General features: G+C 63.1%; 19 protein-coding genes and 2 tRNA genes. 6 read left to right on the forward strand and 15 right to left on the reverse strand.

Annotation, left to right across the window (positions count from 1 at the left end):
* Positions 1–241 precede the first annotated feature (241 nt).
* The 6 genes from G7007_RS11330 to G7007_RS11355 all read right to left on the reverse strand — a co-directional run bounded on the left by G7007_RS11330 (position 242) and on the right by G7007_RS11355 (position 6707).
* Entirely contained in the window at positions 242–1012 is a 771-nt protein-coding gene (locus tag G7007_RS11330) for an SDR family oxidoreductase (protein ID WP_181101799.1), read from the reverse strand.
* A 602-nt stretch (positions 1013–1614) separates the two neighbouring features.
* Positions 1615–2331 carry an ABC transporter ATP-binding protein gene (locus G7007_RS11335; protein WP_181101801.1) on the reverse strand — a complete coding sequence of 239 codons (717 nt, stop codon included), beginning with the start codon at positions 2329–2331 and terminating at the stop codon, positions 1615–1617.
* Entirely contained in the window at positions 2328–3203 is an 876-nt protein-coding gene (locus G7007_RS11340) for an ATP-binding cassette domain-containing protein (protein WP_060395098.1), read from the reverse strand. Before G7007_RS11340 ends, G7007_RS11335 begins: the two co-directional genes overlap by 4 nt.
* Positions 3200–4507 (reverse strand): high-affinity branched-chain amino acid ABC transporter permease LivM, encoded by a 1308-nt coding sequence (gene livM / locus G7007_RS11345; protein ID WP_181101803.1) that lies wholly within the window; start codon positions 4505–4507, stop codon positions 3200–3202. Before livM ends, G7007_RS11340 begins: the two co-directional genes overlap by 4 nt.
* 2 nt (positions 4508–4509) lie before the next feature.
* Positions 4510–5424, reverse strand: a complete 915-nt coding sequence (locus G7007_RS11350) for an ABC transporter permease subunit (protein ID WP_060395100.1) — start codon at positions 5422–5424, stop codon at positions 4510–4512.
* 146 nt (positions 5425–5570) lie between these two features.
* Positions 5571–6707 (reverse strand): branched-chain amino acid ABC transporter substrate-binding protein, encoded by a 1137-nt coding sequence (locus G7007_RS11355; protein WP_181101805.1) that lies wholly within the window; start codon positions 6705–6707, stop codon positions 5571–5573.
* Between the two features lie 460 nt (positions 6708–7167).
* On the opposite strand from G7007_RS11355, the gene pncB reads away from it, so the two are divergent.
* Entirely contained in the window at positions 7168–8373 is a 1206-nt protein-coding gene (pncB, locus tag G7007_RS11360) for a nicotinate phosphoribosyltransferase (protein ID WP_181101806.1), read from the forward strand.
* Positions 8374–8376: 3 nt separating this feature from the next.
* Positions 8377–9204 (forward strand): ammonia-dependent NAD(+) synthetase, encoded by an 828-nt coding sequence (gene nadE, locus G7007_RS11365; RefSeq protein WP_181101808.1) that lies wholly within the window; start codon positions 8377–8379, stop codon positions 9202–9204.
* Positions 9205–9261: 57 nt separating this feature from the next.
* On the opposite strand, the gene azu is transcribed toward nadE, so the two are convergent.
* A complete protein-coding gene (gene azu, locus G7007_RS11370; protein WP_181101810.1) occupies positions 9262–9711 on the reverse strand; it encodes an azurin in 450 nt (149 codons plus the stop codon).
* 331 nt (positions 9712–10042) lie between these two features.
* Between azu and G7007_RS11375 the strand changes: the two genes are divergently transcribed.
* Positions 10043–10630, forward strand: coding sequence for an LOG family protein (locus tag G7007_RS11375; protein WP_181101812.1), 588 nt, complete (start codon positions 10043–10045; stop codon positions 10628–10630).
* Positions 10631–10834: 204 nt separating this feature from the next.
* Here the strand turns inward: G7007_RS11375 and G7007_RS11380 are convergent, their stop codons facing one another.
* On the reverse strand, positions 10835–13135 hold the full coding sequence (locus G7007_RS11380) for a YgiQ family radical SAM protein (RefSeq protein ID WP_181101814.1): 2301 nt from the start codon (positions 13133–13135) through the stop codon (positions 10835–10837).
* Between the two features lie 455 nt (positions 13136–13590).
* Between G7007_RS11380 and G7007_RS11385 the strand changes: the two genes are divergently transcribed.
* Positions 13591–14529, forward strand: a complete 939-nt coding sequence (locus G7007_RS11385) for an RHS repeat-associated core domain-containing protein (protein ID WP_181101816.1) — start codon at positions 13591–13593, stop codon at positions 14527–14529.
* Positions 14530–14612: 83 nt separating this feature from the next.
* Here G7007_RS11385 and dnaB read toward each other — a convergent pair whose 3' ends face one another.
* The 7 genes from dnaB to rnr all read right to left on the reverse strand — a co-directional run bounded on the left by dnaB (position 14613) and on the right by rnr (position 21802).
* A complete protein-coding gene (dnaB, locus tag G7007_RS11390) occupies positions 14613–16010 on the reverse strand; it encodes a replicative DNA helicase (protein WP_181101818.1) in 1398 nt (465 codons plus the stop codon).
* A 110-nt stretch (positions 16011–16120) separates the two neighbouring features.
* Positions 16121–16567, reverse strand: coding sequence for a 50S ribosomal protein L9 (gene rplI, locus G7007_RS11395; protein ID WP_060395108.1), 447 nt, complete (start codon positions 16565–16567; stop codon positions 16121–16123).
* A gap of 20 nt (positions 16568–16587) precedes the next feature.
* Positions 16588–17472: a hypothetical protein gene (locus G7007_RS11400; RefSeq protein ID WP_181101820.1), complete on the reverse strand. Its 885-nt coding sequence runs from the start codon at positions 17470–17472 to the stop codon at positions 16588–16590.
* 33 nt (positions 17473–17505) lie between these two features.
* Positions 17506–17736, reverse strand: coding sequence for a 30S ribosomal protein S18 (rpsR, locus tag G7007_RS11405; RefSeq protein ID WP_002551829.1), 231 nt, complete (start codon positions 17734–17736; stop codon positions 17506–17508).
* A gap of 29 nt (positions 17737–17765) precedes the next feature.
* A complete protein-coding gene (gene rpsF / locus G7007_RS11410; protein WP_060395110.1) occupies positions 17766–18191 on the reverse strand; it encodes a 30S ribosomal protein S6 in 426 nt (141 codons plus the stop codon).
* 198 nt (positions 18192–18389) lie between these two features.
* Positions 18390–19136 (reverse strand): 23S rRNA (guanosine(2251)-2'-O)-methyltransferase RlmB, encoded by a 747-nt coding sequence (gene rlmB / locus G7007_RS11415; RefSeq protein ID WP_181101822.1) that lies wholly within the window; start codon positions 19134–19136, stop codon positions 18390–18392.
* On the reverse strand, positions 19133–21802 hold the full coding sequence (gene rnr / locus G7007_RS11420; RefSeq protein ID WP_181101824.1) for a ribonuclease R: 2670 nt from the start codon (positions 21800–21802) through the stop codon (positions 19133–19135). Before rnr ends, rlmB begins: the two co-directional genes overlap by 4 nt.
* A 278-nt stretch (positions 21803–22080) precedes the next feature.
* Here rnr and G7007_RS11425 point away from each other — a divergent pair.
* Both G7007_RS11425 and G7007_RS11430 read left to right on the forward strand, forming a co-directional pair.
* Positions 22081–22167 (forward strand) — tRNA-Leu (locus G7007_RS11425).
* Between the two features lie 87 nt (positions 22168–22254).
* A tRNA-Leu gene (locus G7007_RS11430) sits at positions 22255–22341 on the forward strand.
* Positions 22342–22513 lie beyond the last annotated feature (172 nt).

Genomic DNA, 22513 nt, shown 5'->3' on the forward strand with positions numbered 1-22513 from the left:
CTGGCCAGAGGCAACACCGCCTCCTCGAATAGGCCTAATACATAGATGCAACCGGGTCCCTTTGTTCAAAACAGCAGGAAAAGCGGGTAGACAATGTAGGCGAGTCCATACATAGGAGCGGCCCCTGCCGGGGCGCCGGACCGGCCGCGATGGGCCGCAAAGCGGCCCTAGGTTCTCTACGCGACAGGACGACGGAGATGGCAGCGATCGCTAACCCCCCGCAGACGCCCTCATCCCATCCTCACTTCTCCCCGCGCGACCGGTCGATCGCGAACCCGGCCCAATCCTGGCTCACCGGCATCAGTTCCAGGCTGTTGATGTTGACGTGGGCAGGCTGGTTGAGCACCCAGAAGATGGTCTCGGCGATGTCCTGGGGCTGGATCGGCTCGGCGCCAGCGTAGGTGGCGTCGTAGCGTGCCTGGTCGCCGCCGAAGCGCACCAGCGAGAACTCGCTTTCGCACAAGCCCGGCTCGAGGTTGGTGACGCGCACACCCGTGCCCCGCAAATCGCAGCGCAGACTCAGGGAGAACTGGCCGACGAAGGCCTTGGTGCCACCGTACACGTTGCTGCCTGGGTAAGGGTAGTTGCCGGCCACCGAGCCGACGTTGAGGATGCTGGCGCCGCGCCCATGGGCGATCAGGCGTGGCAGCAGCAGGCGGGTGGTGTAGATCAGGCCCTTGATGTTGGTATCGACCATGGTCTCCCAATCGTCCAGGCTGCAGGCCTGGGCAGGCTCGACGCCCAAGGCCAGACCGGCGTTGTTGACCAGGGCGCGCAAGGTCGCGAACGCCGGCGGCAGGTCGGCGATCGCCTGCTCCATGGCCTGGCGATCCCGGACATCGACGACCAGCCCGTGCACCTGGGTCTTGGCCGACAGTTCGGCGCACAGCGCGTCCAGTCGCTCCTTGCGGCGTCCCGTCAGGACCAGCGACCAGCCGGCCTCGGCGAATCGCCGGGCAGTGGCTTCGCCGAAGCCGGAGGTGGCACCGGTGATGAATACGGTGGACGTCATGCTGCTCTCCTTGATCGATAGGACGTGTGACAGGGGCGAAGCATGCCCCGACGGGCGGGTCTCGGCAAGTCGCACGCAGTTGATCAAAAAACGAACAAACCTCTGCAGCCCACGGGATGCAAGGCCGACAGCCGAGTATGCGCACCTTATCCACAAGCCTTTCCCCATAGGCTGGGGGCAAAACCAGGTTTTCTGTCGTGAGGTGTCTGCAGAGCGGTGGAAAACTCGAAAACGGTGAAGGCTTAGCGGCTTCAGAGGGACAACGACAGTACTATCCCCGCCTTTTCCACAGACTTGTTCACAGACTTTCCACAGTGCGGCAGCGCTGACAGCGGTACGCGTTGCGCGCATGTACGACCGATGCCCTCGTTTTGTTCAAAAAACGATCAACACTCTGCAGCCCACGCCAGGCAAGGCCTACAGAGGGTTGCACCCATCTTATCCACAGCCGGTTCCACACGAACCGTGCACAACATGTGCCAGCAGGTCTCGCCTGCAGAAGGCTCGAGGACGCCTGTCAACGCCATGCAGGTGCGACACGTTGTCCACACCATGGTGACCACGTGCGACGAGCCCGAAGAGGTGCCGTTCACCCACCCTGATCAGTGCCCTCCCAGGTAGGCATTGCGCACTTCATCGTTGGCCAGCAGCTCCCGCCCCGTGCCGGTCATGCGGATCTGCCCGTTGACCATCACATAGGCACGGTCCGAGAGCTTGAGCGCATGGTTGGCGTTCTGCTCCACCAGGAAGATGGTCATGCCTTCCTGGGCCAGCTCACGCAGGGTCGCGAAGATCTGCTTGACCACGATCGGCGCCAACCCCAGCGAGGGCTCGTCGAGCAGCAGCAGGCGCGGCCGGCTCATCAGCGCACGGGCGATGGCGAGCATCTGCTGTTCGCCACCGGACATGGTCATCGCCCGTTGCGTGCGCCGCTCCTTGAGCCGTGGAAACAACGCGTACATGCGCTGCATGTCCGCGTCGGCATGCGTGTCGCCGATGGGGATGGTGCCCATCATCAGGTTCTCTTCGACCGTCATGTCCGGAAATACCCGCCGCCCTTCCGGGGATTGGGCGATGCCGTTGGAGGCGATGTAGTGCGGCGTCTTGCGCGTGATGTCGGTGCCTTCGTAGAGAATCTGCCCCGAGGCGGCGCGTGGCTGGCCGAAGATCGACATCAGGAGCGTCGACTTGCCCGCGCCGTTGGCGCCGATCAGGCTGACGGTCTCGCCTTTGTCGATGTGCATCGACACCTTGCGCAGGGCCTGGATCGGCCCGTAGAACACGTCCAGGTCGCGCAGTTCGAGAATCGCTCCGCTCATGCCAGTTCCTCTTCGTCGGCGCCCAGGTAGGCGGCAATCACCGTGGGGTTGTTGCGAATGTCCTGGGGCGCACCCTCGGCGATGACGTTGCCGTGGTCGAGCACGACGATGTGGTCGGAAATGCTCATGACCATGCCCATGTCATGCTCGATCAGCACCACGGTGATGTCGTGTTCGTCGCGCAGCACCCGGATCATCCGGCTCAGGGCTTCGGTTTCCTGGGGGTTGAGACCGGCAGCAGGCTCGTCCAGGCAGATGATGCCGGGCCGCGTGCACATGGCCCGAGCGATCTCCAGCCGGCGTTGCTGGCCGTAGGACAGTTCTCCGGCCAGGCGGTTGGCGCAGTCGACCAGGTCGACCACCTCCAGCCAGTAGAAGGCATGGTCGAGCGCCTCGCTCTCGGACTGCCGGTAGCCCGGCGTATTGAGCACGCCGGCCAGCAGGTTGCGGTTGACCCACATGTGCTGGGCCACCAGCAGGTTCTCCACCACCGACATTTCCCGGAACAGGCGGATGTTCTGGAAGGTGCGCGCCAGGCCGGCGCGGTTGACCAGGTGGGTGCCGCCGAACATCTTGTAGTACACCCGGTTGGCGAAACGCGACGGCGAGAAGAAGTCCGTTGCCTCGAAACGCTCGCCCAGCAGCTGAATGATGTCGGTGCGCGCGCCGCGCAGGTTCAGCTCGATCCGACCGCCACTGGCCTTGTAGAAGCCCGTCAGGCAGTTGAACACGGTGGTCTTGCCCGCCCCGTTGGGGCCGATCAGGGCGAAGATCTGGTTGCGCTTGACCTTCAGGCTGACGTCGCTGAGCGCCTTGATCCCGCCGAACTGCATCATCAGGTTGTCGACCGACAACACGACCTCATCGCTCATGGCGCCACTCCTTTACGCGGGACTACGCCGGCACGGCTGATACGGATCAACCCGCGCGGACGCCAGATCATCATCAACACCATCAGCACGCCGAACAGCAGCACCCGGTACTCGGAGAAGCTGCGCAGCAGCTCGGGGGCCACGGTCAGCACGAAGGCGGCGATCACCACGCCGACCGTCGAACCCATGCCGCCCAGTACCACGATGGCCAGGATCAGCGCCGACTCGAAGAAGGTGAAGGACGACGGGTTGACGAAGCCCTGGTAGGTGGCGAAGAACACCCCGGCCAGGCCGGCCGTGGAAGCGCCCAGGGTGAACGCCGAGAGCTTCACCAGCACATGGTTGAGCCCCATCGAGCGACAGGCGATCTCGTCCTCGCGCAGCGCCTCCCAGGCCCGGCCGATGGGCATGCGCGTCAGCCGGTGCTTGATGTAGAGCACCGCCAGCACGACGATGAACAGCACGGCATAGATGAACAGGAATTTCAGGTTGGGGTTGTAGTCGATGCCGAAGAACTCGTGGAACGGCACGCCCCCGTCCTTGGCCCGCCGCCCGAATTCCAGGCCGAAGAAGGTCGGCGACGGCGCCGGCATGCCGTTCGGCCCGCCGGTGAACGACAGCCAGTTGTTCAGCACCAGGCGGATGATCTCGCCGAACCCGAGCGTGACGATGGCCAGGTAGTCGCCGTGCATGCGCAACACCGGGAAGCCCAGCACGCAACCGGCCAGGGCCGCCGCGATGGCCGCCAGCGGCAGCACGCTCCAGAAGCCCAGCCCCAGGTACTGGTAGCCCAGCGCCAGGCCATAGGCCCCGATCGCGTAGAAGGCGACGTAGCCCAGGTCGAGCAGACCGGCCAGGCCCACCACGATGTTCAGGCCCAGGCCCAGCAACACGTAGATCAGCCCGAGGATGACCACAGTCAGCAGGTACTTGTTGGCGAAGACCGGGAAGACGATGGCGATCACGATCAGCGCCGGGATGATCCAGCGCAGCCGCGACTTGTAGTCCGGCGCCAGCACGTGCACGCCCGAGCCACCGCGCTCGAACCCGTGCAGCACGCGCTGCCCGGCGGCGGTCTGGAAGTACAGGCTGAGCACGAAGCGCCCGATCATCACCACGCCCACCAGCCAGGCGACCCGTGCAGGGTGGGCATTGAAGCTGTAGCCATCGAGCACCACGCCGACCACCGGACCGAACACGATCAGCGCCAGCAGGCCCGCCACCACGGTTTCCAGCAGGCTGCGCTTGAGGCTGAAGGCCGGGGCGGCAGGGGCGGACGCGACAGAAGAAGTTGAAGGCGTCATGTTCATACCTTGGCCACCAGGGGACGACCCAACAGGCCCTGCGGCCGGAAGATGAGGATCAGCACCAGCAACGAGAAGCTGAACACGTCCTTGTAGTCGGAGTTGATGAGTCCCGAGAACAGCGATTCGGAGATCCCCAGGATGATCCCGCCGAGCATGGCGCCGGGCAGCGAGCCGATGCCGCCGAGCACAGCGGCGGTGAACGCCTTGATGCCGATGATGAAGCCGGCGTAGAAGTCGAAGGTGCCGTAGTTGAGGGTGATCAACACGCCGGCGAGCGCAGCCATCACCGCGCCGATGACGAACACGTAGGAGATCACCCGGTCGGTGTTGATCCCCAGGATGGAAGCCATCTTGCGGTCTTGCTGGGTGGCGCGGCACATGCGCCCGAGCTTGGTGTACTTGATCACGTAGGTGAGCACACCCATGCCGACGAAGGCGGCGATCAGGATGAAGATCTTGGTGTAGGTCAGCTGCACGAACCCGCTGCCCACGTCGATGCGCAAGGCCCCTTCGAGGAGCGTGGGGACACCCTGCTGGCGGGCACCCTGGCTGATCTGGGCGTAGTTCTGCAGGATCAGGGAAATGCCGATGGCGCTGATCAGCGGCGCCAGGCGCGTGGAGTTGCGCAGGGGTTTGTAGGCGATGCGCTCGATGGTGAAACCGTAGACGCCGGTCACCACGACGGTGAACAGCAACGTGCCGAGCATCAGCAACGGGAAGGATTCGATGCCGAACCAGGCCAGCAATGCCAGGCTGATCGCCGCGAGGTACGCGGAGATCATGTACACCTCGCCGTGCGCGAAGTTGATCATGCCGATGATGCCATAGACCATTGTGTAGCCGATGGCGATCAGGCCATAGACCGACCCGAGGGTCAGGCCGTTGACCAGTTGCTGCAGGAAAATACCATCCATAACGCAATCTCACCTGATCGAGACCGCACCCTGAGGCGCGCACGGCTGCATGAAACACGACCTTGCGCTGCACGACCGGATGGGTTCACGAATGTGGAGGGGTACCGCGAAACCGTCCGGGCACCCGCTCGGACGGCTCATCGTTCTTATTGTTGTTGTTCGAGCTGGTGGTACTTGCCGTTGGCGTCCCACTGGTAGACCACGTAGTCGGAGACGGTCAGGTCGCCCTTCTTGTCCCAGCGCTTCTCGCCCATCACGGTCTTGACCGGGTTGGCCTTGAGCCATTCGGCGGCGTCCTCGCCCTTGTTCGAACCGGCGCCGTTGAAGGCCGCCGCCAAGGCCTGGATCGAGGCGTAGGCGTACAGGGTGTAGCCCTCAGGCTCGGTGCCGCCCTTGCGGAACTGCTCGACCACGGCCTTGCTGTCGGGCAGCAGGCGCGGGTCGGCGCCGAAGGTCATGTAGACGCCATTGGTGTACTGCGCACCGCCTGCGGTGGCAACCAGTTCGTCGGTGACGATGCCGTCGTCGGACATGAATGCCACGTCCTTGAGCCCTTGCTCACGCAGCTGGCGCACCAGCGGGCCGGCCTCCGGGTGCAGGCCGCCGAAGTAGACCACGTCGGCACCGGCGGCACGGATCTTGGTCACCACGGCGCTGAAGTCCTTCTCGCCACGGGTCAGGCCCTCGTAGAGCACCGGCTTGACGCCCCGCTTCTCCAGCTGGGCCTTGGTCGCGTCGGCCAGGCCCTGGCCGTAGGTGTCCTTGTCGTGCAACACCACGACCTTCTTGCCCTTGAGCACGTCGACGATGTAGTCGCCGGCGACCACCCCCTGCTGATCGTCACGACCGCACATGCGGAACATGCCCATCATGCCGCGCTCGGTGACCTGTGGGTTGGTGGAGCCTGGGGTGATGGCGATCACGCCGGCTTCGTCGTACACCTCCGAGGCCGGAATGGTCGAGGACGAGCAGAAGTGACCGACCACGCCAGCGACCTTGTCCTGATCGACCAGGCGGTTGGCGACCGACACGGCCTGCTTGGGCTCGCAGGCATCGTCCCCCCTGACCAGCACGATCTTCTCGCCGTTGACCCCACCGGCGGCGTTGATCTGGTCGGCCGCGGCCTGCGCGCCCTTCATGTACTGCTCGCCGAACGCCGCGTTCGCACCGGTCATGGGCCCGGCGACACCGATCTTGAGGTCGGCCTGTGCATAGGATGAAAGGCCCAGCACCGACGCCACGGCAATGGCCAATACGCCTTTTCTGTAGAACGATTGCGACATGAGGTAGTGCTCCTGGAATTGTTATGGTCTAGGCACTGCAACTTCAGCCTCTAGCCCTGAGCAAGCGGCGTGCCATGCACCGGCTTTCGCCGGGCCCTGGATGACGAAGACGCCAGACAGAGCGCCGCGCGAGGTGGCGTCACGGCACGTGCAACCGTCAAGCACGTGCCTGTCGCCACCTTCCGTGCGCGGACGGCGCAACCACGGCGCGCCATCATTGCAACCCGGAACGCGCCAGTACCTGCGCGGGCGTGTAACAGCCAGCGTCACCGAAGTGCACAACGCCGGTGCGTGACTGCTACTGCGGGCACTGTTGCGAGGCTTGAGGGGCCTGCGGGGCGTCAGTGCGCGCGCAGGCCCGACGCGTCATGCATCGCTAAAGCCGACGGCATTGGGCACAATGGCCGCTATCCCGCGCGCCTGGTGGTTTCGGCAGGCGCCGCCGACTTGGAGTCCCTACATGAGCGAGAGCGCATTCGCCGAGCGCATCGTGCACAACCTGCTCGACACTGATTTCTACAAGCTCACCATGATGCAGGGCGTCCTGCACAACTACCCGGATGCCGACGTCGAGTGGGAGTTTCGCTGCCGCAATGGCGAGGACCTGCGCCCTTACCTGGACGACATCCGCCAGCAGCTCGAGCAACTGGCCGACCTGACCCTCGACGAGGGTCAGCTGACCTTTCTGGAGCGCATCAGCTTCCTCAAGCCGGACTTCCTGCGCTTTCTGGGCCTGTTCCGTTTCAACCTGCGCTACGTGCGCATCGGCATCGAGCACGATCAGCTGTTCCTGCGCCTGCGCGGCCCCTGGCTGCACGTGATCCTGTTCGAAGTGCCGCTGCTGGCGATCATCAGCGAGGTGCGCAACCGTCACCTGCACCCGCACATGCGCCTGAGCGAGGCCCGCGATCAGCTGTACCGCAAGTTCGACTGGTTGCAGGCGCACGCCAGCGCCGACGAACTCGACGCCCTGCAGGTGGCCGACTTCGGCACGCGGCGGCGCTTTTCCAGCCAGGTCCAGGCCGAAGTGGTGCGAGTGCTGCGCGATGATTTCCCGGCGCGCTTCGTCGGCACCAGCAACGTCGACCTGGCCTGGAAGCTCGGGATCAAGCCGCTCGGCACCATGGCCCACGAATGGATCATGGCCCACCAGCAGCTCGGTCCGCGCCTGATCGACAGCCAGATCGCCGCGCTGGACTGTTGGGTACGCGAGTACCGTGGCCTGCTGGGCATCGCCCTGACCGACTGCGTCACCATGGACGCCTTTCTGCGCGACTTCGACCTGTACTTCGCCAAGCTCTTCGACGGCCTGCGTCATGATTCGGGTGATCCGATCGCCTGGGCGGAGAAAGCCATCGCACACTATCGCCAGTTGGGCATCGACCCGATGACCAAGACCCTGGTGTTCTCCGACGGGCTCGACTTGCCACGCTCGTTGGCAATCTTCCGGGCCCTGCGCGGTCGGATCAACGTGAGCTTCGGCATCGGCACCAACCTGACCTGTGACATCCCGGGCGTGACGCCGATGAGCATCGTGGTCAAGATGACCGATTGCAACGGCTCGCCGGTGGCCAAGATTTCCGACGAGTCTGCCAAGACGCAGTGCCGCGACGAGAACTTCGTCACCTACCTGCGCCATGTGTTCAAAGTCCCCAACAAGGAGTAACCCATGCAAGCCAGCCAGCAGGAGATCATCCAGCAGCTCAAGGTCCAGCCGCCGATCGCCGATGATGCGGCCCTGGAGACCGAGATCGCCCGGCGTGTGGCGTTCATCAAGCAGTGCCTGGGCAATGCCGGGCTGAAGTCACTGGTACTCGGGATCAGTGGCGGCGTCGACTCGCTGACCGGTGCGCTGCTGGCGCAGCGTGCGGTGCGTGAGCTGCGCGAGGAGACCGGCGACGTGGCGTACCGGTTCGTCGCCGTGCGCCTGCCCTACCACGTGCAAAAGGACGAACACGACGCCCAGGCCTGCCTGGACGTGATCAAGCCCGACGAGATACAGACGGTGGACATCGCACCGGCCGTGCGTGCGCTGGTGGCCAATGTGAAGGCGCTGGACGACAGCTCGGCAAGCACCAAGGACTTCGTGGTCGGCAACGTCAAGGCACGCATGCGCATGGTGGCCCAGTACACCATCGCAGGCGCCTGCCAGGGGCTGGTGATCGGCACCGACCATGCGGCCGAAGCGGTGATGGGTTTCTTCACTAAGTTCGGCGACGGCGCGTGCGACCTGGCGCCGCTCAGTGGCCTGGTGAAGCATCAGGTACGCGCCATGGCCCGCCTCATGGGCGCACCGGCGAACCTGGTGGAGAAGGTGCCGACCGCGGATCTCGAGGACCTGGAGCCCGGCAAACCGGACGAGGCGGCCCATGGGATCACCTATGCCGAGATCGACGCGTTCCTGCACGGCCAGCCGGTGAGCGATCACGTCGCCGAGGTCATCCTGTCGGCCTACCGCAAGACCCAGCACAAGCGCGAACTGCCGTTCGCGCCGTGACGGCGCCTCGGGGAGCGGGACGATCGTCGCCCGCTCCCTGGCCGCATCAGGCGTGCGTCACTTGACGACGACCTTGCCCTTCATCAGCGCCATGTGCCCGGGGAAGGTGCAGAAGAACATGTAATCGCCGCCGGCCTCCAGCTTGGACAGGTCGAGGGTGATGGTGTCTTGCTTTTCAGGCGCGCCGATCATCTTGGTGTAGGCGATGATGCGGGGGTCGTCCGTCTTGAGGTATTCCTTGTCCAGCCCCTGGCTCATGCCTTCGTTGGCGATGGACTGGGCGTCTTCCGTCTTGCTGATCACCAGGTTGTGGCCCATCACGTTCTTCGGCAGGTTGCCCGAGTGGATGAGCGTAACCGTGAACGCCTTGCAGCTCTTGTCGACGGTGAAGGCCTGGGTGGTGTAGGACATCTGGTCGGTCGACTCGACCGTGACTGCGCACTCCGCGGCGAAGGCGCTGGTGCTGGCGAGCGTGAACAGGGATACCGCGACCGCTTTGAGGAACATCGTGAATCTCCTTGGCAGGGATGGCCGTCTGTGGCTCACCGATCCGTCTCGAGCGAGAAGAGAGCACGAAGATCGATCGGTTGAAACCTTGTATGGACGGCATGCAAAAAATCTTGAGGCGCATCTTGCCCCTTTGATAGACGATTGAACAATCGTTCATTTAGGAGTCGTCACCATGTCGTTCACTCATTTCATGAAAGGCTTCCTGGCCGCCTACGCCTGCGGCGCCACCGGTGCGCCCGTCTGCGAATTCGCTCGCCCCGAATGACCGGGCTGGCCGTGAACGGCTGAGCGTCTTACCCTAGGCCCAGTCTTTCACTGGAGATGATCGATGTCCCTACGTTCCGTGTGTGTCTTCTGCGGTGCCAGCACTGGCGCCAACCCTCTCTACCGTGAAGCGGCGGTCGCCCTGGGCCGCACCCTGGCCGAGCGTGGAACGACGCTGGTCTATGGCGGCGGCGCCGTGGGCCTGATGGGTATCGTCGCCGATGCGGCGCTGGCGGCCGGCGGCGAGGTGATCGGCATCATCCCGCAAAGCCTCAAGGATGCCGAGATCGGTCACACTGGCCTGACCCGCCTGGAAGTGGTCGACGGCATGCACGCGCGCAAGGCCCGCATGGCCGAGCTGAGCGACGCCTTCATCGCCTTGCCGGGTGGGCTGGGGACGCTGGAAGAACTGTTCGAAGTCTGGACCTGGGGCCAGCTGGGCTATCACGCCAAGCCGCTGGGGCTGCTGGACGTGAATGGTTTCTACGAGAAGCTGGGCAGCTTTCTCGATCACATCGTCGACGAGGGGTTCGTACGGCCCCAGCATCGTGCGATGTTGCGGCTGGGCCGTGAGGCGGGAGAATTGCTGGAAGGCATGGCGCGGATGGAGACGCCGGTGGTGCCGAAGTGGGTCGAAAGCAACCCAGGATGAACCTGGGGGACAGGGGCGCTCAGGGTGTAGCGCCACTGGCATGACGCTTTCGACAGGCCTCATCGCTGGCAAGCCAGCTCCCACAGTCTGCGCAGGATTTTGCCAGCTCCTGCAGCAGGGTGAGCAAGATTTCACTAGAGCACCCTGTGGGGAGCTTGCCCGCGATCGGCCCTGGAAGGGCCGCACGCGTCATGCCTCCTACCCTCAGCGCGGCAAGGCCGGCTGACGCGGCTTGCGTCCACCCTTGCCGCCCTTGGCAGCCTCCTTGCGCTCCTTCGCCGCCTGCTGGTTGCGTGCGAAAGCCTCGGCCTTGGCCTGCTCACGCTTGTCCCAGGGCTTGCTGCCATCGCTGGCGCGCGGCGGCAGGCCGGTGTGCTGGCTGAGGATCTTCTGGTCCTTGGCGACCTTGTGGCTGCCGGCCGGCGTGGAGTTCTTGCGGCGTGCACTCTGGTAGCTGTCGGACTGCGGCTGATGCAGCGGGATCAACTGGTGCTTGCCAGGACCGATCAGGTCGGCACGGCCCATGCGCTCGAGGGCTTCACGCAGCATCGGCCAGCCCTTCGGATCGTGGTAGCGCAAGAAAGCCTTGTGCAGGCGACGCTGCTCCTCGCTCTTGACGATCTCCACGCCTTCGCTCTTGTAGGTGACCTTGCGCAGCGGGTTCTTGCCCGAATGGTACATGGCCGTGGCCGACGCCATGGGCGACGGATAGAACGCCTGTACCTGGTCGGCCCGGAAGCCATTGCCCTTGAGCCACAGCGCCAGGTTCATCATGTCTTCGTCGGTGGTGCCGGGGTGGGCGGCGATGAAGTACGGGATCAGGTACTGCTCCTTGCCCGCTTCCTTCGAGAACTTCTCGAACATGCGCTTGAAGCGGTCATAGGTGCCCATGCCCGGCTTCATCATCTTGTCCAGCGGACCACGCTCGGTGTGTTCTGGCGCGATCTTCAGGTAGCCGCCGACGTGGTGAGTGACCAGTTCCTTGACGTACTCCGGCGACTCGACCGCCAGGTCGTAGCGCAGGCCCGAAGCAATCAGGATCTTCTTCACCCCCGGCAGCGCGCGTGCCTTGCGGTACAGCGAGATCAGCGAGCTGTGGTCGGTGTTGAGGTTCTCGCAGATGCCAGGGAAGACGCACGACGGCTTGCGGCAGTGCTTCTCGATGTCCGGGCTCTTGCAGGCGATGCGGTACATGTTGGCGGTCGGCCCGCCGAGGTCGGAGACCACGCCGGTGAAGCCTGGCACCTTGTCGCGCATCTCTTCGATTTCGTGCAGGATCGACTCGTGCGAGCGGTTCTGGATGATTCGCCCTTCGTGTTCGGTGATCGAGCAGAACGTGCAGCCGCCGAAGCAGCCACGCATGATGTTCACCGAGAAGCGGATCATCTCGTAGGCCGGGATGCGCTCCTTGCCGTAAGCCGGGTGCGGCACGCGCGCGTAGGGCATGCCGAACACGTAGTCCATTTCCTCGGTGGTCATCGGAATGGGCGGCGGGTTGAACCACACGTCCGCCTCGCCATGCTTCTGCACCAAGGCCCGTGCGTTACCGGGGTTGGTTTCCAGGTGCAGCACGCGGTTGGCATGGGCGTACAGCACCGGGTCGTTGCGCACCTTCTCGAACGAGGGCAGGCGAATCACCGACTTGTCGCGGGTCATGCCCGGGCTGTCGAGGATCTGCACCACCTTGGCTTCGTTCGGGTCCTCGACCTCGCCCTTGGCCTGCTCGATGGCGCACGCTTGGGTGTCCTGCGTGTTGACGTAGGGGTTGATGATCTTGTCGACCCGGCCAGGCCGGTCGATGCGGGTCGAGTCGATCTCGAACCAGCCCTGCGGCGTGTCACGGCGCACGAAGGCGGTGCCGCGCACGTCGGTGATGCTTTCGATGCTTTCGCCGAACGCCAGGCGCTGGGCCACCTCGACCACTGCACGCTCGGCGTTGCCGAACAGCAGGATGTCGGCGCAGGCGTCGATCAGGATCGAATGGCGGACCTTGTCCTGCCAGTAGTCGTAGTGCGCGATGCGGCGCAGCGACGCCTCGATGCCGCCGAGCACGATCGGCACGTGCTTGTACGCTTCCTTGCAGCGCTGGCTGTACACCAGGCTGGCCCGATCAGGCCGGCTGCCGGCCAGACCACCGGGGGTGTAGGCGTCGTCGGAGCGAATCTTCTTGTCGGCGGTGTAGCGGTTGATCATCGAGTCCATGTTGCCGGCCGCGACGCCGAAGAACAGGTTCGGCTCGCCGAGCTTCATGAAGTCGTCCTTCGACTGCCAGTTCGGCTGGGCGATGATGCCCACGCGGAAGCCCTGGGCTTCCAGCAGCCGGCCGATGATCGCCATGCCGAACGACGGATGGTCGACATAGGCATCGCCGGTCACGATGATGATGTCGCACGAATCCCAGCCGAGCTGATCCATCTCCTCCCTGCTCATGGGCAGGAACGGCGCCGGTCCGAAGCATTCGGCCCAGTATTTGGGATAGTCGTAGAGAGGCTTGGCTGCGTGCATGTCAATGACCAGTCTTGGTGTGCAGGGAAATCGCGGGCGCGGAATATAGCACAAAAAATGATCACATCCGACGGTGGTGGTCGGATTCATCCCTGTGATCCAGCCATCTGCTGTTCGCAGAAGGAAGCTGGGGGTCACTTCACGAGGACCACAGGAGGCCATGCCTTTCAACGTCTTTGAGAAAAGCCCCAAAACATGATTATTTTTGATCATATCAGGTGATGCCTGAACCAAATCCGGCTGAATTTTTCTCAATTTCGACTCGAAATCGACGTAAGACGCGATTTCAGCAAAGACGTCGAAAAGCATGCCATAGGATGCCCACACCGCCTTGTCGAAAGACCGCGTCAACTTACGCGGGTCGACCTATCGATTCTGCCAGTTGTCTGGCCTTTGCCACTGACCTTAGGGTGCAGGAGAGACACTGGCTAGGGCTTCGTCACAGGAATGCAATCATGAAATTTTTTTACAAAGGGCAGCGACTTTGCACCCTGTCGACGCGTACACACCATGAAGGGCACTTTGATTTCGACGGTCATTTGCTTGCGCTGCGGTGTGGCAGCTTCAACGTCCTCATAGCCAGTGACAGCATTCGGTCACCCTGCCACTTCTTGCATGCAGCCGATCATACCCACGAACGCTTCGCGCCTTACGGTACACGAAACGGACACACGGGCCTGCCAGGCTTTAAAGGTGAGCATCAGGATCCGCACAATCAGGGCTATATGCTAGGGAATGGGTATCGCACCTACAGTCCGACCTTGATGCGCTTCGTACGACCCGATCATGAAAGCCCATTCGGAAAAGGTGGCGTCAACAGCTATGCGTACGTTTCAGGTGACCCAATCAACCGGATTGACCCGACCGGACGTTTTTTCGAACTGATCAAATCGGCGTTCTACAGGCTGTTCACAAAAAAAACCTATCAAGGACGTATCGAAGCAAAATTTGGCGACATTGTTGTCTTTTCTGGACCGGAGCGAACGGATGATCGCTTGCCAACGCTGTATATCAACGCTCATGGTTCATCAGCGGGCTACATCAGTGGAGGACCTCGAGGAGCAGCGCTTCACGACGCTGGCAGCCTGTATCGCATGCTCAAGAGCATGAACATACCAATAGAGGGTCGCCAGACCCATGTATTTGCGTGTGAAACAGCCCAGCCGAACTCCATCACAGGCAGGTCGTTCATTGACAATCTGAGCAGCATGACCGGCGCGCAGTCTTCCGGCTACATGGGTACGGTTCCTATCCATGGCTATGAAAAAGGAAACACCTATGTCGTGCGAAAGATGCTTACACTTCCTCACCATGGCACTGTTTCGACTAAAACAAGGGCTGGCACGATCCGCAACCCTGAAAAGCTCGGTATACGGCCAGACTTGAATGTATGATCGCTGCTCCATTTTTTCCACACCCGCAGAACGTAATACGATCCCGCCAGGAGCGCCGGACTGACGAACAACTCAGCAGCGGCTTACTCGTCATCGTCGAAATTGTAACTGCCCGGCGCCAGGTTCTCGAACCGGGTGTACTTGCCGATGAACGCCAGCCGCACGAAGCCGATCGGGCCGTTACGCTGCTTGCCGATGATGATCTCGGCGATGCCCTTGTGCTCGGTCTCCGGGTGATACACCTCGTCACGGTAGACGAACATGATCACGTCGGCGTCCTGCTCGATGGCGCCCGATTCACGCAGGTCGGAGTTGACCGGGCGCTTGTTGGGCCGCTGTTCGAGGGAGCGGTTGAGCTGTGACAGAGCGACGACCGGGCAGTTGAACTCCTTGGCCAGGGCCTTGAGGGAGCGGGAGATCTCGGAGATCTCGTTGGTCCGGTTGTCGCCGGCCGAGCCGGGGATCTGCATCAGCTGCAGGTAGTCGACCATGATCAGGCCGATCTCGCCGTGTTCGCGGGCCAGACGCCGGGTGCGGGCACGCATTTCCGAGGGGCTGATGCCGGCGGTGTCGTCGATGAACAGCTTGCGGTCATTGAGCAGATTCACCGCCGAGGTCAGCCGGGGCCAGTCGTCATCGTCCAGCTGACCGGAACGCACCTTGGTCTGGTCGATGCGGCCCAGGGACGAAAGCATACGCATGATCAGCGATTCGCCGGGCATCTCCAGCGAGAACACCAGCACGGCCTTATCGCTGCGCAGCACGGCGTTTTCCACCAGGTTCATGGCGAAGGTGGTCTTGCCCATCGAGGGGCGGCCGGCGACGATGATCAGGTCGGCCGGCTGCAGGCCGCTGGTCTTTTCGTCCAGGTCGGTGTAGCCGGTGGAGATACCGGTGATGTCACTGTCGGAGTTGAACAGCGTGTCGATCCGGTCGATGGCCTTGGTCAGCAGCTCGTTGACGCCGACCGGACCACCGGTCTTGGGGCGCGCCTCGGCGATCTGGAAGATCTGTCGCTCGGCGTCATCGAGGATTTCCTCGGCGTTGCGTCCCTGGGGGTTGAAGGCGTTGTCGGCGATGTCGGTGCTGATGCTGATCAGTTGCCGCAGCGTGGCGCGCTCGCGGATGATCTGCGCATAGGCCTTGATGTTGGCCACCGACGGGGTGTTCTTGGCCAGTTCGCCCAGGTAGCCCAGACCACCGATCTGCGACGACATCCCTTCCTTCTCGAGCTGCTCGTGCAGCGTGACCACGTCGAACGGCTGGTTGAGGTCGACCAGCTTGTGGATCGCGCGGAAGATCAGGCGATGGTCATGCCGATAGAAGTCGCCGTCCGAGACCTGGTCCAGTACCCGCTCCCAGGCATTGTTGTCCAGCATCAGGCCGCCGAGCACGGCCTGTTCGGCCTCGACGGAATGCGGAGGTACCTTGAGCGCTGCAGTCTGCAGGTCCAGTTGTTCGGCGTTTGCGATCTCGTTCATGTCCACCGGGAAATCTGGGTGATGAAAAACACAAAGGGCACGACCTGCTGTGCAGGACCGTGCCCGATGTTAACCGGCCGGACCACGAGGGGCCAGCCGATCGGTACCGCTTAGGCTGCGACGACGACCACGCGAACGGTGGCTTCAACGTCGCTGTGCAGGTGCACGGCAACGTCGTATTCGCCGACGTTACGGATGGTGCCATTCGGCAGACGCACTTCAGCCTTGGCCACTTCGACGCCGGAGGCGGTCAGGGCATCAGCGATGTCGTGGGTGCCGATCGAACCGAACAGCTTGCCTTCATCGCCCGCGGTAGCGGTGATGGTGACTTCCAGCTCGGCCAGTTGGGCAGCGCGCGTTTCAGCGGACGTCTTACGGTCGGCAGCGGCTTTTTCCAGCTCGGCGCGACGCTCTTCGAACGCAGCCAGGTTGGCAGCGTTGGCAGCGACGGCTTTGCCGAACGGCAGCAGGAAGTTACGGCCGTAGCCAGCCTTTACTTTCACTTTGTCGCCCAGGTTGCCCAGGTTGGCGACTTTTTCCAGCAGGATCAGTTCCATTTGGTAAAACCTCTTAACTTTTAACCTTCACCGTTCGCGGAATCGTCACCCTTGGGTGACAGGCGACCGCGAAAATCAATCAGGCTATCGACAATGGCCAGAACCACGAGCAACGGATAGGTCAGTTGCATGAACAGCACGAGCGTTACGTACATCCCGGTCAGCCAGAACCTGGCCAGCCGCTTCTGCGCCACCAGCCCGTGCAACAGGGCTGCCCCTGCCAGCATGAGCGGCACGCTGCACAGCGGGGTCAGCATCGCCAGCCCCAGATTGGGACCGAACAGCATGCCGACCACCAGCAGCGACGCCGGCGCCACGGTGAATCGCACCGCATGGAACTCGCGGCCGAAACCACCCGGGTTGTACAGTGCCGCCTGCCAGTACCGGCCCAACATCAGGGACAGCACGGTCACCAGCTGCAAGGCGGCGGCCACCAGGCCGACGAGCACCGGCACGAGTATCGTCCCGAGGCGTCCCTGCTCTTCTACCGACAGCGTCTGGTAGAAACCGCCGAGCATCTGCGGCAAGCCCTTCGCCAGGGCCTGCGCCAACGCTTCGATCGGTTCGCGGAACACCGAACCCAGGATGACCCCGTACAACAGGCCCAGCCCGACGCTGTACAACAGCACCCGGTTCCAGGAATGGCCGGCGCGCACGCACGCCGCCAGCCCCAACGTCCCCAGCAGCACCATCAAGGTGCGGGGTTCGCCGAAGAACCACCATGCAAGGCCTGGCAAGACTGCCCAGGCGATGACCGAGGTGGCATCCTTGAAACCGCGCCGCAACAGCACCAGGCTCGCCGCGGCGGCACTCAACCAGAACAACAGCGGCAACGCCGCACAACCGACCACCACCAGGGTGGCCTGCACACGACCGCGCATGATGAAATCAGCTAACGCTCGCATGCTCTATCCTTGCTACCTGTCGACTACCCGGTCTCAGCGGCCGTGGCTGTCGGTGTAGGCCAGCAGGGCCAGGAAGCGGGCGCGCTTGATAGCGGTAGCCAGCTGACGCTGATAACGAGCCTTGGTACCGGTGATACGGCTTGGAACGATCTTGCCGGTTTCGGATACGTAAGCTTTCAGGGTGTTGAGATCTTTGTAGTCGATCTCTTTCACGTCTTCAGCAGTGAAGCGGCAGAATTTACGACGACGGAAGAAACGTGCCATGTAATGGGCTCCTCAAGAAGGTCCGTGGATTACTCGTCAGCGTTGTCGCTGTTGTCGCTGTCATTGCTGTCGTCGCCATCGGCGGACTCAGAATGCTCAGGACGTTCACGACGCTCACGGCGCTCGCTGCGGTTCTCTTCGGCCTTCAGCATCTCGGACTGACCGGTAACGGCTTCGTCGCGACGGATGATCAGGTTACGGATCACGGCATCGTTGTAGCGGAAGTTGTCTTCCAGCTCGGCCAGGGCCTTGCCGGTGCACTCGACGTTCAGCATCACGTAGTGAGCCTTGTGAACGTTGTTGATCGCGTAGGCCAGTTGACGACGGCCCCAATCTTCCAGACGGTGGATCTTGCCGCCGTCTTCTTCGATCAGCTTGGTGTAGCGCTCAACCATGCCGCCGACTTGCTCGCTCTGGTCCGGGTGGACCAGGAAGATGATTTCGTAATGACGCATGAATGCTCCTTACGGGTTGTAGTCTGCCAGCGAACTGGTCAGACAAGGAGTGAATGACACTGTGTGTCTCGCCAAGAGAAAGGCGCATGCGCACCTGCCTGCGGGCAAGGGGCGCAATTGTAGAGAAGGGCGAACGGGCACGCAAGCGCAGTGGTGATTATTTGAACAGCCGCCCGGCGGCTGCTCACACCGGGAGTATCAGCGCTTGGCCTGGCGCTGACGCACGGCTTCGAACAGGCAGACGCCGGTGGCCACCGAGACGTTGAGGCTGCTGACGCTGCCGGCCATCGGCAGCTTGACCAGAAAGTCGCAATGCTCGCGGGTCAACCGACGCATGCCCTTGCCTTCGGCGCCCATGATCATCACCAGCGGGCCGGTGAGGTCCTGCTGGTAGATCTCCTGTTCGGCCTCGCCGGCCGTGCCGACCACCCACAGGCCGCGCTGCTGGAGCTTCTCCAGGGTACGCGCCAGGTTGGTGACCGCCACCAGCGGGATGACTTCGGCCGCGCCACAGGCGACCTTGCGCACCACGGCGGTCAGGGTCGCGGACTTGTCCTTGGGAATCACCACGGCCGTGGTCCCGGCGGCGTCGGCGGTGCGCAGGCAGGCGCCGAGGTTGTGCGGGTCGGTGACGCCATCGAGCACCAGGATCAGCGGTGGCCGCTCACTGCGCTCGAGCAGCTCCTCGAGCATGGCCTCGCCCCAGACCTGACTGGGGCTCACGTCGGCGACCACGCCCTGGTGCACGCCTTCGACCCAGGCATCGAGCTCACGGCGCTCGGCCTGGCCGACCGGCACACGGTTCTGCGCGGCCAGCTCCAGCAGGCGCTGCACGCGTGGCTCGCTGCGCCCATCGGAGAGCCAGATCTGCTTGACCCGCTTGGGGTGGTGGTCGAGCAGCGCCTGGACGGCATGCACCCCGTAGATTTTTTCCAACTGACTCATGAGGTGCTCTTGCCCTTGCGTGACGAACTCGACTTCGACGGCCCTTTGCGGTGCTTGGTCGGCTTGCCGCTCGACGTGTCCGACCTGTCCGATTTACCGGACTTGCCGCTGGCACTGCCACTGCGCGCCTCGCTCATCAGCGCCTGCTTCATTTCGCGGCTCTTGCGCACTTCGGCGTTGCGCTGCACGGCCTGCGCCGGGAAGTACGCCTCGGCGGCCTCGCCCTTGCGGGCACGCGAGGCCTTGGGTTTGGCTTCGGTGGCCTTTTCGGCCTTGGCCGGCGCCTCGGCCTCGCTACGCGCACGACCCGCAGACTTGCCGGTCGCGGCCTTGTCTTCTCGGCCGCCGTTCCTGCCCTTGCCCTTGTCATCGCTGGCCGTGGTGGCGCCACGTGACTTGCGGCCGATCGGCGCATCGAGCGTCGACTGGGCCACCTCGAAGTCGATCTTGCGCTCGTCGAGATCGACGCGCATGACCTTGACCTCGACGGTGTCGCCCAGGCGGAAGTGACGGCCCGTGCGCTCGCCGGACAGGCGATGGTGCACGGCATCGAAGTGGTAGTAGTCGCCCGGCAGCGCGCTGACGTGGACCAGGCCTTCGACGTAGATGTCGGTCAGCTCGACGAAGATGCCGAAACCGGTCACCGCCGTGATCACGCCAGGGAAGATCTCGCCGACGCGGTCCTTCATGTACTCGCACTTGAGCCAGTTGACCACGTCGCGCGTGGCCTCGTCGGCACGGCGCTCGGTCAGCGAGCACTGCTCGCCCAGCTGCTCCAGCGCCGCTTCGTCGTACGGGTAGATGCGCGCCTTGGGGATGCTCGCCGCGCCCGCACGCTTGACGTGCGGCGTGTCGACCTTGGAGCGGATCACGCTACGGATGGCGCGGTGTACCAGCAAATCTGGGTAACGCCGGATCGGCGAGGTGAAGTGGGTGTAGGCCTCGTAGTTCAGGCCGAAGTGGCCATTGTTCTCGACGCTGTACACCGCCTGGCTCAGCGAGCGCAGCATCACGGTCTGGATCAGGTGGAAGTCCGGGCGCCCGGCGATGCTCGCCAGCAGGGCCTTGTAGTCCTTCGGCGACGGTTCCTTGCCCTTGTGCAGGGACAGGCCCAGCTCGCCCAGGAAGGCACGCAGCTTCTCGAGGCGCTCCGGCGGCGGGCCGTCGTGCACCCGGTACAGGGCCGGCACCGCATGCTTCTGCAGGAATTCGGCCGTGGCCACGTTGGCCGCCAGCATGCATTCCTCGATCAGCTTGTGGGCATCGTTGCGCACGGTCGGGCGGATTTCCGCGATCTTGCGCTCGGACCCGAAGATGATGCGGGTTTCCTGGGTCTCGAAGTCGATCGCACCACGGGTCTGACGCGCGGCCAGCAGGACCTTGTACAGCGCATAGAGCTGCTTGAGGTCCGGCAACACGTCGCTGTACTCCTCGCGCAGGGCCTTGCCCTCGCGGGTACGGGCGTGCTCGAGCATGCTGCTGACCTTGTTGTAGGTCAGGCGGGCATGGGAGTGGATGACGGCTTCGTAGAACTGGTAGTCGACCATCTGGCCCGACTTGTTCATGGTCATCTCGCAAACCATCGCCAACCGGTCGACGTGCGGGTTCAGCGAGCACAGGCCGTTGGAGAGCTCTTCGGGCAGCATCGGCACCACGCGCTCGGGGAAGTACACCGAGTTGCCGCGCTGCTGCGCTTCGTCGTCCAGGGCCGAGCCTAGGCGAACGTAGCTGGACACGTCGGCGATGGCGACGTACAGGCGCCAGCCACCGGAGAACAGTCGCAGCTTGCCCAGGGGTTCGCAGTAGACGGCATCGTCGAAATCGCGGGCGTCTTCGCCGTCGATGGTGACGAACGGCAGGTGACGCAGGTCGATGCGCCGCTCCTTGTCCTTCTCCTCGACTTCGGAGCGGAACTTGCGCGCTTCCTTGACCACGGCCTCGGGCCAGACATGCGGAATGTCGTAGCTGCGCAGCGCGATGTCGATCTCCATGCCCGGCGCCATGTAGTTGCCGATCACTTCGACCACGTCGCCCTGGGGCTGGAAGCGTGGGGTTGGCCAGTGGGTGATCTTGATCTCGACGAACTGGCCGATACGCGCACCGCCGTTGCGACCGGCGGTGACCAGCACCTCCTGCTGGATCTTGGGGTTGTCCGGCGTGACGTAGCCGATACCGCCCTCTTCGAAGTAGCGGCCCACCACGCTTTCGTGGGCGCGGGAGACGACTTCCACCAGCGTGCCTTCGCGGCGGCCGCGGCGGTCGACACCCGAGACGCGCGCCAGCGCGCGATCGCCGTCGAACACCAGGCGCATCTGCGTCGGGCTGAGGAACAGGTCTTCGCTGCCGTCGTCGGGAATGAGGAAGCCGAAGCCATCGCGGTGGCCCGACACACGGCCGCAGATCAGGTCGAGCTTGTCTACCGGGGCATAGGTGCCACGCCGGGTATAGATTAGCTGACCGTCACGCTCCATGGCGCGCAAGCGGCGACGCAGGGCCTCGATGTCGTCTTCTTCGTGCAGGCCGAACTCGGCGGCCAGTTGTTCGCGCGCAGCCGGCTCGCCACGATCGTCGAGGTGCTGCAGGATCAGCTCACGGCTGGGAATGGGATTCTCGTATTTTTCCGCTTCTCGGGCGGCCTCGGGATCGAGGGATTGCCAATCGGCCATCAGGAGGGGTTCACCTTGGTGTATATAGGGAGAGAGTTTGGCATAGACGTATTGAAACCGGAAATGTCGGCGTTGGACAGCCCCGTCGGCGGGCATCGAGCGCTGATACCGGCGAATGAAATCAAGACGTTGAAAAATTTCGCTATTTTTTTCGATCGGGGGCTTTACAGCCTCAGGACCCGCCCGTATAGTGCGCACCACAACGACGGACACCCGACGTTGTAGTCGAGAATGGCAACGATGTAAAGCAGTAAAGCATCCTGTGATTTCGATGATGTGCCCAGGTGGCGGAATTGGTAGACGCGCTGGTTTCAGGTATCAGTGACTTAACGGTCGTGGAAGTTCGAGTCTTCTCCTGGGCACCAAGATTTTCAAGTGATAGACGCTTCGGGTCTGTCACCGCAGCATCAGACGTAACGCTCGAACGTTGCAGTCTGAAGAAGTAAAGCTTTGCCCAGGTGGCGGAATTGGTAGACGCGCTGGTTTCAGGTATCAGTGACTTAACGGTCGTGGAAGTTCGAGTCTTCTCCTGGGCACCATCTAAAAACCCACTAGCTTGCTAGTGGGTTTTTTCTTGCCTGTCGTTTGGCGATCCCGTCATGTTGCCCGCAACGCCTCGTCTCCCCCGCCGCGCTCGATGAATTTTCCTCCATCCGGCCACATGAGAAACGATTTCGTTTACCATTGTTTCCAAATATGTAGCCGTAAGCG

This window comes from Pseudomonas entomophila (assembly GCF_013523125.1).
Lineage (GTDB): Bacteria > Pseudomonadota > Gammaproteobacteria > Pseudomonadales > Pseudomonadaceae > Aquipseudomonas > Aquipseudomonas entomophila_B.

Excerpts from the sequence above, each read along its gene's own strand:
- rnr (WP_181101824.1), bottom strand. The coding sequence starts at position 21,802 with ATGGCCGATTGGCAATCCCTCGATCCCGAGGCCGCCCGAGAAGCGGAA.
- G7007_RS11355 (WP_181101805.1), bottom strand. The coding sequence starts at position 6,707 with ATGTCGCAATCGTTCTACAGAAAAGGCGTATTGGCCATTGCCGTGGCG.
- G7007_RS11385 (WP_181101816.1), top strand. The coding sequence starts at position 13,591 with ATGAAATTTTTTTACAAAGGGCAGCGACTTTGCACCCTGTCGACGCGT.
- G7007_RS11350 (WP_060395100.1), bottom strand. The coding sequence starts at position 5,424 with ATGGATGGTATTTTCCTGCAGCAACTGGTCAACGGCCTGACCCTCGGG.
- G7007_RS11340 (WP_060395098.1), bottom strand. The coding sequence starts at position 3,203 with ATGAGCGATGAGGTCGTGTTGTCGGTCGACAACCTGATGATGCAGTTC.
- G7007_RS11335 (WP_181101801.1), bottom strand. The coding sequence starts at position 2,331 with ATGAGCGGAGCGATTCTCGAACTGCGCGACCTGGACGTGTTCTACGGG.
- G7007_RS11375 (WP_181101812.1), top strand. The coding sequence starts at position 10,043 with ATGTCCCTACGTTCCGTGTGTGTCTTCTGCGGTGCCAGCACTGGCGCC.
- dnaB (WP_181101818.1), bottom strand. The coding sequence starts at position 16,010 with ATGAACGAGATCGCAAACGCCGAACAACTGGACCTGCAGACTGCAGCG.
- rpsF (WP_060395110.1), bottom strand. The coding sequence starts at position 18,191 with ATGCGTCATTACGAAATCATCTTCCTGGTCCACCCGGACCAGAGCGAG.
- rplI (WP_060395108.1), bottom strand. The coding sequence starts at position 16,567 with ATGGAACTGATCCTGCTGGAAAAAGTCGCCAACCTGGGCAACCTGGGC.
- G7007_RS11380 (WP_181101814.1), bottom strand. The coding sequence starts at position 13,135 with ATGCACGCAGCCAAGCCTCTCTACGACTATCCCAAATACTGGGCCGAA.
- pncB (WP_181101806.1), top strand. The coding sequence starts at position 7,168 with ATGAGCGAGAGCGCATTCGCCGAGCGCATCGTGCACAACCTGCTCGAC.
- nadE (WP_181101808.1), top strand. The coding sequence starts at position 8,377 with ATGCAAGCCAGCCAGCAGGAGATCATCCAGCAGCTCAAGGTCCAGCCG.
- azu (WP_181101810.1), bottom strand. The coding sequence starts at position 9,711 with ATGTTCCTCAAAGCGGTCGCGGTATCCCTGTTCACGCTCGCCAGCACC.
- rlmB (WP_181101822.1), bottom strand. The coding sequence starts at position 19,136 with ATGAGTCAGTTGGAAAAAATCTACGGGGTGCATGCCGTCCAGGCGCTG.
- G7007_RS11400 (WP_181101820.1), bottom strand. The coding sequence starts at position 17,472 with ATGCGAGCGTTAGCTGATTTCATCATGCGCGGTCGTGTGCAGGCCACC.
- rpsR (WP_002551829.1), bottom strand. The coding sequence starts at position 17,736 with ATGGCACGTTTCTTCCGTCGTCGTAAATTCTGCCGCTTCACTGCTGAA.
- livM (WP_181101803.1), bottom strand. The coding sequence starts at position 4,507 with ATGACGCCTTCAACTTCTTCTGTCGCGTCCGCCCCTGCCGCCCCGGCC.
- G7007_RS11330 (WP_181101799.1), bottom strand. The coding sequence starts at position 1,012 with ATGACGTCCACCGTATTCATCACCGGTGCCACCTCCGGCTTCGGCGAA.